Origin of the sequence: Pseudoalteromonas sp. MEBiC 03485 (assembly GCF_004195145.1) — a bacterium.
Taxonomy (GTDB): domain Bacteria; phylum Pseudomonadota; class Gammaproteobacteria; order Enterobacterales; family Alteromonadaceae; genus Pseudoalteromonas; species Pseudoalteromonas apostichopi.
In genome coordinates this window covers 712,121-726,312 of record NZ_SGBT01000002.1, presented here as the reverse complement: position 1 = coordinate 726,312, position 14,192 = coordinate 712,121, and the positions used below count along the sequence as shown (strand labels likewise).

The window sequence follows — 14,192 nt, the reverse complement described above, 5'->3', positions numbered from 1 at the left end:
TGTACTATGTTCTGCCCGCGTACTAAAACAGCCCTTGAAGCTGTGAGCATTGGTGATGTTAACGTGTATTTATCAAAAAGTGGTGGGATATTTTTTGATAACCGACAAATATTTCACTTTAGCGATCCGAGTTTAAAGCCAGCGCAAGTGCTGGTGGCTCATTTACAAACCTTGCCAATAGAACAGGTTGATTTAGAAAAGCGAGTTAATTGCCCGAATTGCCCTGACGTGGTGATGATGCGACGCTTTTTCACGCCTTTAAAAGTGGTTGAAATAGACGAATGTCCAAACTGTGCGGCTATTTGGCTTGATCATGGCGAACTTGAAAAGATCCATGAAAATCATTTAACGCCAAAAGAACGTGAAATGCTGCGTATTGATATGGCCAATAATCATGGTTTTATTCAAGTTAAAATTCCTAAAAGGCGTTACTCAGTACATGCTGAAAAGCCTGAACCTAAAGCAACGTCATCATTAGAAAAACTAGCAGAACTTGCGTATTTATCGATTTTGAATGACTGATAACTTATATAAAACACCTGAAGCTGAACTTATTCGCGGATCTGTCTATCTTTCTAAACCTCGCGATTTAAAACTGTTTACAGAGTTGTGATTTATAGGCGATGACATAAACTTTAAACCTAATTAAATAAATTGAACAGGTAACCTATGCTAATAACAATAATATTGGTTTCAGTGTGGGCGCTGTTAATGCTTTATGCTGCTAGTGCTGAATATAAATACTATCAATCGGTTAAATCTTTAGAGCCTGAACTGTGGCAACAACTGGGTGCACCGCGATTTTTAAAAGTACCTATGGTGTTTGTGTCTAAAAAGGGTTTAGCACTTTTAAATTCCACAGAAAACGAAACAGTGCGAGCGAATGCAAGAAAACATCGCCAAGCTGGGATTTTGTTTCTTTCCTATGTGGGGTTGGTGCTTGTATCGGCAATCGTATTTTTTAAACTAGCTTAATAAGAAGCCTGTACCAACTAAGATACAGGCTTTATTTGCATGTTAGGTGTTAAAGCTTGACCAGCATTTTTCCTTTATTTTTACCTTCGAACAGACCAAGAAATGCATCAACGGCATTTTCAATGCCATGGTATACCGTTTCTTCAGATTTAATTTTACCTTCGCTGATCCACGCACCCATTTGTTCAATAAACTCAGGGAACTGATCAAAGTAATCAATCACGATAAAGCCTTGCATGGTGAGCTTTTTCGAGTTGATATAAAATAGGTTGCTTGGCCCTGGCTGTGCGGTGTCATTGTTGTAACCTGAGATCATGCCACATACAGGAATACGGCCGTAATCGTTCATTACATTGAGTGCAGCTTCAAGGTGATCGCCACCTACGTTTTCAAAGTACACATCAATGCCTTGTGGTGCCGCTTGTTCAAGGGCTTCTGTTAGATTTGCTACCGTTTTATAGTTAATTACAGCATCAACACCCAACGCTTTAACCATGTGTGCTTTTTCGTCAGAACCAACCGAAGCAATCACTTTACAGCCTTTTAGCTTAGCAATTTGGCAAACAACGCTACCTACAGCGCCTGATGCAGCTGAAACAAACACGGTATCGGTTTCTTTAAGATTAATTACCTTTGTTAAACCTGCCCATGCAGTTAACCCAGTCATACCCATAGTACTTAAAAATAGTTGGTCTGGTAGTGGCACGTTAGGTAGTAACGTTAAGTCGCTACCATCGCTAATGTGCATGGTACGCCAGCCACTAATATGACTTACTTTGCTTCCTACAGGAAAGTCGTTATTGCGTGATTCAATCACCTCGCCAATAGCACCGGCTTCCATCACTTCGTTTAAGTTAAATGGCGCGATATATGATTTACGATCGATCATGCGTGGGCGCATATAGGGGTCAACTGACATCCAGGTATTTTTAATTAACACTTCGCCGTCGTTTAAATTAGGAAGTGATACTTCGACCTGCGCAAAATTAGCCTGTGTTGGTACACCCGTTGGGCGTGAAACTAAATGAATTTGTTGACTTGTCGCCATATAAACCTCGAGCCTGCTAGATTGGGATTAATTAATATGTCGCACAAAATGTTTGTGCGCAAACTATTTGCGATCAATTTAATGATCTTTACAGTAAAAGGCAATAGATAATAGGAAAATAATTTGCGCGCAAACTAAATTACGGCAATAATAGGGCTGTATTTCAGTTTAGGGTAATAGCATGAGCAATAACTTATCAGACAATGTGTGTTTCACTTTATACAGTGCAACAAATGCGTTGATCAGAGCGTTTCGGCCAATTCTCGAGGCTTATGACTTAACCTATCCGCAATATATTGTGATGCATTCGCTTTGGTATAATAACCAAGTGAGTTTAAAAGAGCTTTCTAATGATACGCACCTCGATTCAGGTACCCTAACACCGATAGTTAAACGCCTAGAAACGAAAGGTTTATTAACACGCCAGGTATCAAGTGAAGATGAGCGTAAAAAAGTAATCTCGTTAACTGAGCAGGGCATGCAACTTAAAGTTGATGCCGAAGAACTAACGGCTAAGTTAATGGCGCGCTCAAACATGAGCTTAGAGCGCATAGAATTACTACGTGAATTAACCCTTGAACTTCACACTGACCTTACCAAAGACTAATCTTCTAATAAACACACTAAGGTGCCCTCAATAGCGCGAACATACGCATAATGCTGGGCATCTTTTTTAGTTGGTGGGCACAATGGTTCAGCACCAGCAAGCACGGCTTTATCATAACTTTCGACTAAATTATGGCAGCTGAATCTTAGCTCAAAACCAAGGGCGGGTTGCTTAGGATGGGCGCGAATATACCCTTGCTTGAAATATGATTGCGCATGCGGGTGGGTCGCAAAAGCAAGCTTAACAGACCCAGTAACAAGTTCACCGTATTCGGCATCGTCACTGATATGGTTGGTATTTAAACCAAATGCTTGATAGTAAAAGTCGAGTACTTCTTCTACGTTATCGACGTAAATAACCTGACTTAAAAATACCATTTATGTTGCTCTATTTATTGTTCGTTTATTAAATAAAGCATAGTTTTAGCAATAAAAAAACCTTGAAAGTCATACTCACAAGGTTTTTTTAATACTTAAAGCTTAGCTGTAGTAGCTACGACTTGTTGCGGTTTTCTTTCGCAAATGCACGAATCTTACGTTTTTGCGATAAGGTCACTTTGTTGGTGCGGCCCGCGTATGGGTTGTCGCCTTCTCTAAATTCAATTTTGATTGGCGTGCCCATAATACCTAATGCTTTACGGTAATAGTTCATTAGGTAGCGTTTGTAACTATCTGGTAAGTCATGAACTTGGTTACCGTGGATCACGATACGTGGTGGGTTATAGCCACCTGCGTGGGCATATTTAAGTTTCACACGACGACCGCGAACAAGTGGCGGTTGGTGATCGGCTTGTGCCATATCCATGATACGACGCAGCATCGCGGTGCTAATACGCTTAGTTGCTGACTCGTACGCTTCATCTACTGACTCAAATAAGTGACCTACACCTGTGCCATGTAAAGCAGAGATAAAGTGTAAACGTGCGAAATCGATAAAACCTAAACGGCGGTCAAGCTCTGACTTAATACGTTCTTTAACGTAATCATCAAGGCCATCCCATTTGTTAACAGCAACAACCAATGAACGTCCTGCGTTTAAGGCGAAACCTAATAAGCTTAAGTCTTGATCAGAAATACCTTCGCGAGCATCAACCACTAGTAATACAACGTTAGCGTCTTCAATCGCTTTAAGGGTTTTGATCACAGAGAACTTTTCTACAACATCGCTTACTTTCTTTCGCTTACGAACACCCGCGGTATCAATAAGAATGTATTCTTTGTCATTACGTGTCATCGGAATATAGATAGAGTCACGAGTTGTACCCGGCATATCGTAAACGATTACACGTTCTTCACCTAAGATACGGTTGGTAAGTGTTGACTTACCAACGTTAGGGCGGCCGATAATTGCAAGTTTTACTGGCTTGTCGGCAAAGGCTTGTTGATTGTCTTCAGCGTCTTCATCTTCGCTGTAAAGATCAACGAGTTCGTCATCACTTTCTTCAAGCTCTTCACTTTCGCCTGCAAGTTCAGCAATAACTGGCTGTAAGGTCGTTTCGAGTAGTTGCGTGATACCACGGCCGTGAGCCGCAGCAATGTGATGCACGTCACCTAAGCTTAGCTGGTAGAACTCAGCACAGTATGAGTCAGCATCAATGCCATCCACTTTGTTTGCCACAACAAAACATTTCTTCTGTTGTTTACGTAGGTGATTAGCAATTGCTTGGTCTGCGGCAGTCATACCTGCACGGGCATCAACTAGAAATAGCACGATATCCGCTTCTTCAATTGCCAGAAGCGATTGTTCAGCCATTTCGGTTTCGATACCTTGCTCAGAACCGTCAATACCACCCGTGTCTACCACGATAAATTCATAGCCATCGTAATCAGCTTGGCCATATTTTCTATCTCGTGTTAAGCCAGGGAAGTCGGCTACGAGGGCGTCACGAGTACGTGTTAAACGGTTAAATAATGTGGATTTGCCCACATTGGGTCGCCCAACAAGAGCGATCACGGGAAGCATAAACTACCTCTTAAAAAAACAACAAAAGGCTTCGCCAAGCGAAGCCTTAGAAAAATAACGTTTACTATTAGTAAGTTAGTTTGGAATTTTAACCGCGCTAACTTCACCATCTCGGGTGTATAAAATCAATTTGTCACCGGCAACAACTGGCTCAATGAAGAAACCTGAGCTGTCAAAATCTTCGCGCGATACAAGCTCGCCCGTTTCTTTGTCTAACCAGTGTAGGTTACCTTCTTGGTCACCCAATGCTAAATACTTACCAGCCACGGTAGGGCCTGTTAAGTACCAGCCGCGTAGAGCTGGTTGGCTCCAACGCTCAATACCTGATGTTTTATCTAGGCCGTAAATAACTCCATCGCTATCAACAACATAGATAGATTGACCATCCATAGATAAGTCACGGTAGCTGCTGTATTCACGTTTCCAAACAACATTACCAGAACGAATATCTACGGCCGCTAAATTACCATTATAGGCGATTGCATAAGCATACGGGCCGCTAATCAATGCTTGTGTATCTACATCAACTAAACGTTCAAACTCAGACGCACCTTTTGGAGAAGCAATTTCAGCACTCCAAGCAGAGTAACCATTTTCAGAAATTAATACGCTTAGTTTACCAGTTTCAAGACCTAGTAATACACCACCATTTGCTACTGTAGGCGAGCTTTGACCACGTAAAGTTAGTGGTGGTACTTCTTGTTCAAAGCTCCAGCGCTCTTCACCGGTATCTGGGTGTACAGCTAATAATTTACCTGAGCCTAAATTTACAAAAATTAGGCCGTCGCCGGCAGCAGGTTTTGCAAGTACTTCGCCAGGCATTGTTTTACGCCAAACTACTTCACCTGTTTCACGGTCAAGCGCGGTTAAATAGCCATGCTCAGAACCAACAAAAATTTTGCCGTAAGCTTGTAAAATACCACCCGATAACTTGGCACTTTCTGTGGTTTCCCAAGGCCAGAAGGTAGGGTTTTCACGCACATCGGTTTCCCAGAGCGTATCGCCATTTTCAAGCGATAGGGCTTCAACTTCACCTTCGCGGTTTGCTACATACACAACATCGTTATGAATAGCCGGCGTTAAGCGCGAGAAATAATGCTGAACACCATCACCAATTGATTCTTGCCAAACCACTTCTGTCTCAAATTGATTAACAATTTCAGGCAGTACCAGCTCATCTTCGTCATCACTTGACGAACACCCAGTAAGGGTTGCGATACACAGAGCAAGTGTTGCCGCTGTTAACTTCTTCATCTTAACCCCTTACGCCGCTGGGCTAGTTTGTGCTAAGTCATCAAGTTTAATTTGTAATAACGGATTGTTTTCAAGGCCGCCATTATCAGCAGCAGCTTGGTATTGGCTACGTGCTTGGTCTTTGTCGCCCTGTGCAGCATAAACATCGCCTTTTAGTTCAGCAACTGCAGCAGAAAATGATGCTGGAAGCTGTGCATTTAGCGTTGTTAGTGCTTGATCATATTGCTTTTGAGCAAGGTGAACACGAGCAAGGCGAGTTGTAGCCGTTGCTTTTAGTTCAGGGTTTTGCTCGTTGGTGATGATCCAGTTAAGCTTTTCGCTTGCAGCATCAAGGTCATTTTTATCAACCGCTTCTTTCGCCGCTACAAATGCTGTTAGCGTGCTGTAGCTTGACTCGCTGTTGTTTTTAATAAACGTATCCGCTTTTTCTAGCACGGTACCGCTCTCAACAAGTTGTGTGAAAGAGTCAGATGCTTTCTCAGCTGTGGTGATTTGGTTTTGGTTATAAGCTTTCCAACCATATAAACCACCTAAACCTGCAACAATACCAATTGCAAGTGCTAAACCATTTTCACGGAAAAAGCGTTTGATCGCTTCTTCTTGTTGTTCTTCTGTTGAATAAATTTCCATGCTTACCTCTGTTGCTAGCTGAGCTTAAATAAGTTCAGCTAGTAGCGTTTTCGCTTCTTCTAGTTTTAAGGTGACTTGTTCTTTACGCTCACGTAAATACTTAATAGTCACAACGCCTTGTTCTAATTCATCTTCGCCGATAATAACAGCTACGAGAGCATCGCTTTTATCTGCGCGTTTTAATTGTTTTTTAAAGTTGCCGCCGCCTGCGTGAACCATTACACGTAAACCTGCAACATCTTTACGTAATTGAGCGGCAATAATTGGCGCTTGAATACTGGCTTTATCGCCCATGGCTGCCAAATATACATCAGCACTACGGCGGATGTCACCTACACATTCGAGTGCTTGAAGTAATAACACTAAACGTTCAAGGCCCATTGCAAAACCAACCGCAGGTGTTGCTTTACCGCCTAGTTGTTCAACTAGACCATCGTATCGACCACCGGCACAAACGGTTCCTTGGGCGCCAAGGCTATCGGTTACCCACTCAAAAACGGTACGGTTGTAATAGTCAAGACCACGTACAAGCTTTTCATTTACCGTGTATTCGACGCCCGCAGCGTCTAAACGTTCACATAAATTTTCAAAATGTTCTTTTGATTCAGCATCTAAGTGTTCAGATAATTTTGGTGCATCAGTTAAAATGGCTTGTACATCAGGGTTTTTGCTATCTAAAACACGTAAAGGGTTTGAATGCATACGACGCTTAGAGTCCTCGTCGAGTACATCAACATGTTGCTCTAAGTAAGCAACAAGCGCATCTCGGTAATCAGCACGGGCTTCATTTGAGCCCAGAGAGTTAAGTTCAAGACGAACGTGTTCGCTGATACCAAACTCTTTCCATAATTGGGCTGTCAGCAAAATTACTTCTGCATCAATATCAGCAGTGGCAATGCCGAATGTTTCTAAGCCAAATTGGTGGAATTGACGGTAACGGCCTTTTTGCGGGCGCTCGTGACGGAACATTGGACCCATATACCATAAACGTTGTTCTTGGTTATACAGTAAACCGTTTTGATTACCAGCACGAACACATACCGCAGTACCTTCAGGGCGAAGCGTTAAGTTATCGCCATTTCGGTCTGCAAAGGTGTACATTTCTTTTTCTACAATATCAGTTACTTCACCGATAGAGCGTTTGAAAAGGTCGGTAGATTCAACAATTGGAAAACGAATTTCTTGATAACCAAACGATGAAACTGTTTCACGTAAAATGTCTTCTACTTTCTGCCAAATTTGCGTATCGCCTGGCAGACAATCGTTCATACCACGAACTGCCTGAATTTGTTTTGCCACTGATAAATCCTAAATACTGTACTTGCGTTGAAAAAACACGCATCAAGAAAAACTAAAAATTGACCCGCTATTATAACGTCTAAGCGGTAAAGGTAAACGGCAAACCCGAGGGTTTACCGACTATAATTCGAATTATTCAACGATTTTGATGTCGATTGGCGTTTCTTTCTCTTTCTTAGCGATAAAGTCACGTACATAGCCTTCGAGTTGTTCGACTATATTATCGTTATCAATACGTGCTTTTTGACGTTCACCGTTGATATATAAGCCAGAGCGGCGATTTGCACCAGCAAGGCCGATATCGCTGACAAGAGCTTCGCCAGGGCCATTTACTACACACCCAATAACAGACACTGACATAGGTTCAACCACGTCTTCTAGGCGCTCTTCTAATTGGTTCATGATGCTAACGACATCGAACTCTTGGCGTGAGCAACTGGGACATGCAATAAAGTTAATACCGCGTGAGCGAATGCGTAATGATTTTAAAATATCAAAGCCGACTTTAATCTCTTGTACTGGGTCAGCAGCAAGTGACACACGTAACGTATCACCAATGCCTTCGGCAAGTAGCATACCTAAGCCAACAGCTGATTTGACAGAACCTGAGCGCATACCACCTGCTTCGGTAATACCTAAATGCAGTGGCTGGTCGATTTCTTTCGCAAGTAATCGATATGCACCTACTGCTAAAAATACATCTGACGCTTTAACAGATACTTTAAATTGATCAAAGTCTAAACGTTGTAAGATCTCAACGTGGCGCATAGCTGATTCAAGGAGTGCCTCAGGTGTTGGCTCACCATATTTTTCCTGTAAATCTCGCTCTAATGAACCACCATTAACACCAATACGAATAGGAATGTTGTGCTCTCTTGCTGAGTCTACAACGGCACGAATACGTTCTTCGCTACCAATATTACCAGGGTTAATGCGTAAGCAATCAGCCCCGTATTGAGCTACTTTTAACGCAATACGGTAGTCAAAGTGAATATCAGTTACCAGCGGAATAGTGACTTGTTCTTTAATGCTTTTAAATGCTTCAGCTGCTTCCATAGTCGGCACTGAAACACGCACAATGTCAGCACCAGCATCTTGAATAGCTTGAATTTGTGCAACTGTAGCATCTATGTCTAAAGTATTAGTGTTCGTCATCGATTGAACGGCAATGGGGGCACCATCACCAATTGGCACATTACCTACGTTAATACGGGTCGATTTTCTTCGTTTAATAGGAGATTCTGAAAACATTGCGGTTACTCTGTTAACGGTAAAGTAAATTTAGCTAAGCGATTTTTGGCAAAATGTGAGGTATCGATGGTTTCGCCTTGAAACGTAATATCAACCACTTGATGTTTGCCTAATACAACATTAAATGGTTGGGGGCCGGTTACTTTCATGATGTAACCTGCTTTTTTAACGCCAAAAGCGATGCGATCGCCGTTGCCATCATGAATTTCTACCCAGCTATCTTCATTGAAGTGCATCACGACTTCACTGTGCTCAGGATCAGCCTTTTCAGTTTGTGGCTGAGCAGCAACTTGGCTTTGTGTTTCGTTGCTGGTTGTAGGCACATCTGCTTCAGGCTGAATGATTGTTTCTTCAGCAGGCGCTGCTACAGCTAAGTCAGGTGAAATATCACTGCTTTCAAGCTGGTTTGGCATCACCGTCGTTACCGGCTTCTCGATATTCTGGTTGCTATTTTGCCACCACCAAAACACAGATGAGCCAATGATCACCGCTAAGATAAAGTAGCTAAACAGCATTAAGCGGCTGTCATTAGCTTCTTTTTCAGTACGGCGAGAAAAGCTCTGCATTTTAGATTTCTTTGCAGGTTCAACGTGCTCTGGTAATAATTCGAGCATCGCTTGGCTATCGATTTTAAGCTCACGACAATAACTTTTGATATAGCCTTTCACAAAAGTTGCAGGGCCTAGTAGTTCATGCTCGTCATTCTCTAATCGTTGTAACTGTAAAACTGATAACTTTAATGCTCCAGCAAGTTGCTCAAGGCTCATGCCTGTGTCTTCGCGGCGCTTTTTTAGTGCTTGGCCGAGCGTTTCTTGCGGTTGTTCTAAATTGTTTTCTTCATTCATAATGCGTATGAGTCTGGATCTACCAATAAGAGTCTATGCCCAGGTTTTAGGGCTACATCTGGGCTCAATTTGTTCCAGCGCATTAACTGATCGATTAATACGCTATGCTGTGTGGCTATGCTATAAAGTGTGTCGCCATCACTGATATTGTGATAAATATTCGGATTGTTTAGAAAAATGCGAGTACCGTTTTGGACTCGGTCTGATTCTTTTAAGCCATTCCACTGCAAAATCTTCTGTAGTTTAACATTGTATCGCACCGAAATACTAAACAGGTTTTCACCATTTTCAATAATATGATACGGGATATTCAGCGCCGGTACATTTGCGTTTAGCATTGGTAAATTAAGCGGCTGATCCGTCACGCTAAAGTCAGTGTTATCTGCTGAAGAACTGCTATATTGACTGCCACTAAATACGTTTGCGTCTTTTTCTGCCTCATAAAACACCACAGTACCAGCATTTTTATTAGTGCTTGGTGTGCTTGCTGGCGTTTGTTGAGCGTTAGGCGTTTGCGGCGCACCAAATGACACGATGGTCACTTCATCACTACTTTGCGCTGTTGTTTGTTTTTGTTGCTTTGCATTAACAGGGGATTGTTTAACTTTACGAGAGGTAACTGTTTGGAAGCCTTCGTCAGTTTGTTCAGTGAGCGTCTTTGGCGTTGTATTGAGCGGTTGTGTTGAGGCTAATGCTTTGGTTGATGGCTTTTCTTCGCTGTCTGAGTTTACCTCAGCTGCTACCTGTTCATTGCTTCTGGCTACGAGTTGTGACTCTTGCTCAGCAGCAGCCACTGACGCCTCAGCAACAAGGGTTTGATTATCAGGAGCTTTTCTTTTCACTATGCGAATTTTTGGCTGATCTTTACTGACGATGCTGCTGTCGCTAGAAATTTTAAGCTCTTCTAACAGCGTTTGACGATATTTTTCACGTAGTATTTCAAATTCAGAACGTTTAGTTTGCCCAGAAGAAATGGCCTTTGCTTCTACTGAACCTGGGTAGGTTTGTAAAATGATTGCTGCGGTTGTTTCGGCTTTTTCAATATGGCCCATACGTTGCTGAATAAGGTAGCTGAGCATGAGTGCACGAGGGGTAACTCGACCAGTTGATTCGTATTTTTCAATCACCTCTTCAGCTTTATGAAGGTCGCTTTTAGCGTAATATAAACCGGCTAGGCTAATCATTGAAGAAGGGCGCTGCGAGCTGTGGTTTAGCGCTGATTTTAGGTATTTTTCTGCATTTTCAAAGTCATCAAATTCAATCGCACATAAGGCTAAGTTTTCGTAACTTTCAGCTACACGGATATAGCTAGGAACTGCGATCGCCTTAAGAAGTTCTTCTGCTGCACGGTCGTATTTGCCAATGCCACATAAAAAGACACCATAGTTATTTAAGGTGTTTGGATCATTTGGGGCGATTTTTAAGGCGCGTTGATAGGCTTTATCTGCTAGATCTGGCTCATCAACTTGTTGATAGTAATAGGCTAAAGAGTAGTGAACTTCAGGAAGGTCAGGTGCAAAGTCTGCGGCACGTTCTAGATTATATTTTGCTTGCGAGTTGTTGCCCGTTTTTAAGTACTGTAACGCAAGAGCGATACGAGTACGAGCAGCACCGGTATTATTAATCTTTTTTTCTACAACGGGTCTGTCGCTTCCGTCGTAGCTGTTTTCTGTAACACACCCTGTTAATGCGAATGCACTAACAGTAATGGCAAGTATAGAACGCATTACCTAATCTCTTCTTTGATTCCGTATGCCTATCTTACCGAAAAGCCTTTGTGTTGCATCTATTATTTTAAAATAACGTGTTTATCACAAAGGCTTATCTTTAAATATTCTGTTTATGCTTGATGAATATTTACCGCAATTGCGTTATCTTCGCGCATTTTCTTTTTCGCTAAACGCTTAGTACGGTCGACAACATCACCCACTAATTGACCACAAGCAGCATCAATATCATCACCTCGCGTACGACGAACAATACAGGTAATACCCGCTGCTTGTAATACTTTAGAGAAGCGGTCGATACGGCTATTGCTAGAACGGCCATATTCGTTACCCGGGAATGGGTTAAACGGGATCAGGTTTACTTTTGAAGGTGTCCCTTTCAAAGTTTTAACCAATTCATGAGCTTGATCTGTGCTGTCGTTAACACCTTGCAACATAACGTATTCGATAGTCACATCTTTGTTTGCTTTAGAGCCATCAATATAACGACGACACGCCGCTAAAAACTCTTCGATTGGGTACTTTTTATTAATAGGTACAAGTACGTCACGCAGCTCATTGTTTGGCGCATGTAATGAAATAGCGAGTGCTACGTCGATTTTCTCTTTTAATAAATCAAGAGCAGGTACCACACCTGATGTACTCAATGTCACGCGACGCTTTGATAAGCCAAAACCCCAATCATCCATCATTAGTTCCATCGCTGGCACTACATTTTTAAGATTAAGCAGAGGCTCACCCATACCCATCATTACCACGTTAGTAACTGGGCGTTTAGTGCTGTCGCCGTTTAAACCAATGTCTTTTGCAACACGCCAAACCTGACCGATGATCTCAGACACAGATAAGTTACGGTTAAAGCCTTGTTGTGCTGTTGAGCAGAAGGTACATTCAAGTGCACAACCTACTTGAGAAGATACACATAAAGTTGCACGGTCTTTTTCTGGGATCCAAACAGCTTCTACTTCTTGGCCACCTTGCAGCATGAGGGCGTATTTGATAGTGCCATCGCTTGCTTCTTGTCTAACTGAGATCTCAGGAGCAACAATTTCACATTCCGCTTTTAGCTTTTCTTTAAGCTTTTTGTTGACGTTCGTCATGTCGTCAAAATTGTCTACACCAAAATGATAAATCCATTTCATCACCTGATCACCACGGAATGGCTTTTCACCGAATGATACAAAAAGCTCTCGCATTGCATCTCGGTTTAAATCTAATAAATTAATCTTTTTTTCAGTGGTCATGAAACAACCTCAATCAGTGACGGTGGTAAAGTAGTTTGGGTGCGCGATTGTATATTATTTAATCGACTTAGTCATTAGCTAAACAGATTTACAATAGGCTTAGCTAATGACTAAAAAAGGGCTCGAAAGCCCTTTTTCTTCTGCATCACAGACTTAGCTGTGAACTCGAAATTAACGAGTACGTGGGCAGATTTCTTCGTCAGCGAAGAAGTATGCGATTTCACGTGCAGCTGATTCAACAGCGTCAGAACCGTGAACAGCATTTTCGTCGATGCTGTCTGCGTAGTCAGCACGTAAAGTACCAGCTAGTGCTTCAGCAGGGTTAGTAGCACCCATGATTTCACGGTTTTTAAGTACTGCGTTCTCACCTTCAAGAACAGTAACCATTACTGGACCAGATGTCATGAACTCAACTAAAGCACCGAAGAAAGGACGCTCGCTGTGCTCAGCGTAGAAACCTTCAGCTTTTTCTTTTGAAAGGTGAACCATTTTAGCTGCAACGATTTTAAGACCAGCCGTTTCGAAACGGTTGTAGATAGCACCGATGTGGTTTTTTGCAACTGCATCAGGTTTTACGATTGAAAAAGTACGCTCTAAAGCCATCTTTATGCTCCAATAATTTTAAATTTAAAGGTTAAATATTAACGGGCGCGAATTATACGCGCTTTACATGAAAATTCCTAATTTTATTAAATAGTCATTTAATGGCATTTTCATGAATGATCAAATTACCTCTATACAAAGTCAAACAGTGACTCAATAATTGAGCAAAAACCTACTGATATTTCAGCAATTCTGCATATTTGGCATTTGATACTCTAACCTTTTCTCGCATCTCGCAAGCTAAGTTGGCGATGGCTTTTGATTTTTTGCAATCTTTTATCAGAGCAATAGTCATGTTTAAGATATGTATGCTAAATGTCTGCGCTGAATCGCAAGGCCCTATTAATATCTTCATCTTCAAAGTTTTGACTAAGTAATGAAATGCTTTTTAAGTAATTTAAAAGCCTTATTATTTTAAGTTGAACTTAATTTTATTTTTACGAACAAGTGATTAACAAATGATGCCAAGTTGTTAATCTTGGGTTCAGTTAAGTTAATTTCACTTGATATTGCAATATCATGTGAAGTTTTAATTTTCCTTATAAATTAATCTCTTATTATATTTTTCTCGTTCGCTTATAGCTAGCCTCAAAAGAAAAGTTCACATAATGCTGTAACCTAAATGTTAATTTTAGTGTACAAAACGCTACATGGTTTTACGTGAATTCCAACTTTTATTCAGTCATAAATTAGCAATGGATTGCTACTTTGTCATTTGCAAAGTCCGATTCTGAGATAACAATTCGA

General features: G+C 41.5%; 14 protein-coding genes. 3 read left to right on the top strand and 11 right to left on the bottom strand.

Going from position 1 to position 14,192, the window contains the following annotated elements; all coding sequences use genetic code 11:
• Window positions 1-6 precede the first annotated feature (6 nt).
• Both EVU92_RS19950 and EVU92_RS19945 read left to right on the top strand, forming a co-directional pair.
• Window positions 7-522 carry a zf-TFIIB domain-containing protein gene (locus EVU92_RS19950; RefSeq protein WP_130052890.1) on the top strand — a complete coding sequence of 172 codons (516 nt, stop codon included), beginning with the start codon at window positions 7-9 and terminating at the stop codon, window positions 520-522.
• 147 nt (window positions 523-669) lie between these two features.
• Window positions 670-975, top strand: a complete 306-nt coding sequence (locus tag EVU92_RS19945; RefSeq protein ID WP_130052889.1) for a hypothetical protein — start codon at window positions 670-672, stop codon at window positions 973-975.
• A gap of 49 nt (window positions 976-1,024) precedes the next feature.
• Here EVU92_RS19945 and EVU92_RS19940 read toward each other — a convergent pair whose 3' ends face one another.
• A complete protein-coding gene (locus EVU92_RS19940; RefSeq protein ID WP_130052888.1) occupies window positions 1,025-2,023 on the bottom strand; it encodes an NADP-dependent oxidoreductase in 999 nt (332 codons plus the stop codon).
• Between the two features lie 181 nt (window positions 2,024-2,204).
• Here EVU92_RS19940 and EVU92_RS19935 point away from each other — a divergent pair, with 181 nt between their 5' ends.
• A complete protein-coding gene (locus tag EVU92_RS19935) occupies window positions 2,205-2,630 on the top strand; it encodes a MarR family transcriptional regulator (protein ID WP_130052887.1) in 426 nt (141 codons plus the stop codon).
• On the opposite strand, the gene EVU92_RS19930 is transcribed toward EVU92_RS19935, so the two are convergent.
• From EVU92_RS19930 to ndk, 10 genes are all read right to left on the bottom strand, one after another.
• Window positions 2,627-3,007 (bottom strand): VOC family protein, encoded by a 381-nt coding sequence (locus EVU92_RS19930; RefSeq protein WP_055022061.1) that lies wholly within the window; start codon window positions 3,005-3,007, stop codon window positions 2,627-2,629. The genes EVU92_RS19935 and EVU92_RS19930 overlap by 4 nt on opposite strands.
• A 115-nt stretch (window positions 3,008-3,122) precedes the next feature.
• Window positions 3,123-4,592, bottom strand: a complete 1,470-nt coding sequence (gene der / locus EVU92_RS19925; protein ID WP_130052886.1) for a ribosome biogenesis GTPase Der — start codon at window positions 4,590-4,592, stop codon at window positions 3,123-3,125.
• Window positions 4,593-4,667: 75 nt separating this feature from the next.
• Entirely contained in the window at window positions 4,668-5,846 is a 1,179-nt protein-coding gene (gene bamB, locus EVU92_RS19920) for an outer membrane protein assembly factor BamB (protein ID WP_130052885.1), read from the bottom strand.
• A gap of 9 nt (window positions 5,847-5,855) precedes the next feature.
• Window positions 5,856-6,476 carry a tetratricopeptide repeat protein gene (locus EVU92_RS19915; RefSeq protein ID WP_130052884.1) on the bottom strand — a complete coding sequence of 207 codons (621 nt, stop codon included), beginning with the start codon at window positions 6,474-6,476 and terminating at the stop codon, window positions 5,856-5,858.
• Window positions 6,477-6,500: 24 nt separating this feature from the next.
• Window positions 6,501-7,775, bottom strand: a complete 1,275-nt coding sequence (gene hisS, locus EVU92_RS19910; RefSeq protein ID WP_130052883.1) for a histidine--tRNA ligase — start codon at window positions 7,773-7,775, stop codon at window positions 6,501-6,503.
• Between the two features lie 132 nt (window positions 7,776-7,907).
• On the bottom strand, window positions 7,908-9,026 hold the full coding sequence (ispG, locus tag EVU92_RS19905) for a flavodoxin-dependent (E)-4-hydroxy-3-methylbut-2-enyl-diphosphate synthase (RefSeq protein ID WP_130052882.1): 1,119 nt from the start codon (window positions 9,024-9,026) through the stop codon (window positions 7,908-7,910).
• Window positions 9,027-9,031: 5 nt separating this feature from the next.
• Window positions 9,032-9,871, bottom strand: a complete 840-nt coding sequence (locus EVU92_RS19900; protein ID WP_130052881.1) for a RodZ domain-containing protein — start codon at window positions 9,869-9,871, stop codon at window positions 9,032-9,034.
• Window positions 9,868-11,598: a type IV pilus biogenesis/stability protein PilW gene (gene pilW, locus EVU92_RS19895; RefSeq protein WP_130052880.1), complete on the bottom strand. Its 1,731-nt coding sequence runs from the start codon at window positions 11,596-11,598 to the stop codon at window positions 9,868-9,870. The genes EVU92_RS19900 and pilW overlap by 4 nt, the downstream gene beginning before the upstream one ends.
• Window positions 11,599-11,711: 113 nt before the next feature.
• A complete protein-coding gene (locus tag EVU92_RS19890) occupies window positions 11,712-12,842 on the bottom strand; it encodes a bifunctional tRNA (adenosine(37)-C2)-methyltransferase TrmG/ribosomal RNA large subunit methyltransferase RlmN (protein ID WP_130052879.1) in 1,131 nt (376 codons plus the stop codon).
• Window positions 12,843-13,013: 171 nt separating this feature from the next.
• Window positions 13,014-13,445, bottom strand: a complete 432-nt coding sequence (gene ndk / locus EVU92_RS19885; protein WP_036972405.1) for a nucleoside-diphosphate kinase — start codon at window positions 13,443-13,445, stop codon at window positions 13,014-13,016.
• Between the last annotated feature and the right edge of the window lie 747 nt (window positions 13,446-14,192).

Bases quoted from the DNA above. Each gene is read 5' to 3' on its own strand.
- EVU92_RS19950 (WP_130052890.1), top strand. From the start codon at position 7: ATGTTCTGCCCGCGTACTAAAACAGCCCTTGAAGCTGTGAGCATTGGT.
- EVU92_RS19945 (WP_130052889.1), top strand. From the start codon at position 670: ATGCTAATAACAATAATATTGGTTTCAGTGTGGGCGCTGTTAATGCTT.
- EVU92_RS19940 (WP_130052888.1), bottom strand. From the start codon at position 2,023: ATGGCGACAAGTCAACAAATTCATTTAGTTTCACGCCCAACGGGTGTA.
- EVU92_RS19935 (WP_130052887.1), top strand. From the start codon at position 2,205: ATGAGCAATAACTTATCAGACAATGTGTGTTTCACTTTATACAGTGCA.
- EVU92_RS19930 (WP_055022061.1), bottom strand. From the start codon at position 3,007: ATGGTATTTTTAAGTCAGGTTATTTACGTCGATAACGTAGAAGAAGTA.
- der (WP_130052886.1), bottom strand. From the start codon at position 4,592: ATGCTTCCCGTGATCGCTCTTGTTGGGCGACCCAATGTGGGCAAATCC.
- bamB (WP_130052885.1), bottom strand. From the start codon at position 5,846: ATGAAGAAGTTAACAGCGGCAACACTTGCTCTGTGTATCGCAACCCTT.
- EVU92_RS19915 (WP_130052884.1), bottom strand. From the start codon at position 6,476: ATGGAAATTTATTCAACAGAAGAACAACAAGAAGAAGCGATCAAACGC.
- ispG (WP_130052882.1), bottom strand. From the start codon at position 9,026: ATGTTTTCAGAATCTCCTATTAAACGAAGAAAATCGACCCGTATTAAC.
- EVU92_RS19900 (WP_130052881.1), bottom strand. From the start codon at position 9,871: ATGAATGAAGAAAACAATTTAGAACAACCGCAAGAAACGCTCGGCCAA.
- pilW (WP_130052880.1), bottom strand. From the start codon at position 11,598: ATGCGTTCTATACTTGCCATTACTGTTAGTGCATTCGCATTAACAGGG.
- EVU92_RS19890 (WP_130052879.1), bottom strand. From the start codon at position 12,842: ATGACCACTGAAAAAAAGATTAATTTATTAGATTTAAACCGAGATGCA.
- ndk (WP_036972405.1), bottom strand. From the start codon at position 13,445: ATGGCTTTAGAGCGTACTTTTTCAATCGTAAAACCTGATGCAGTTGCA.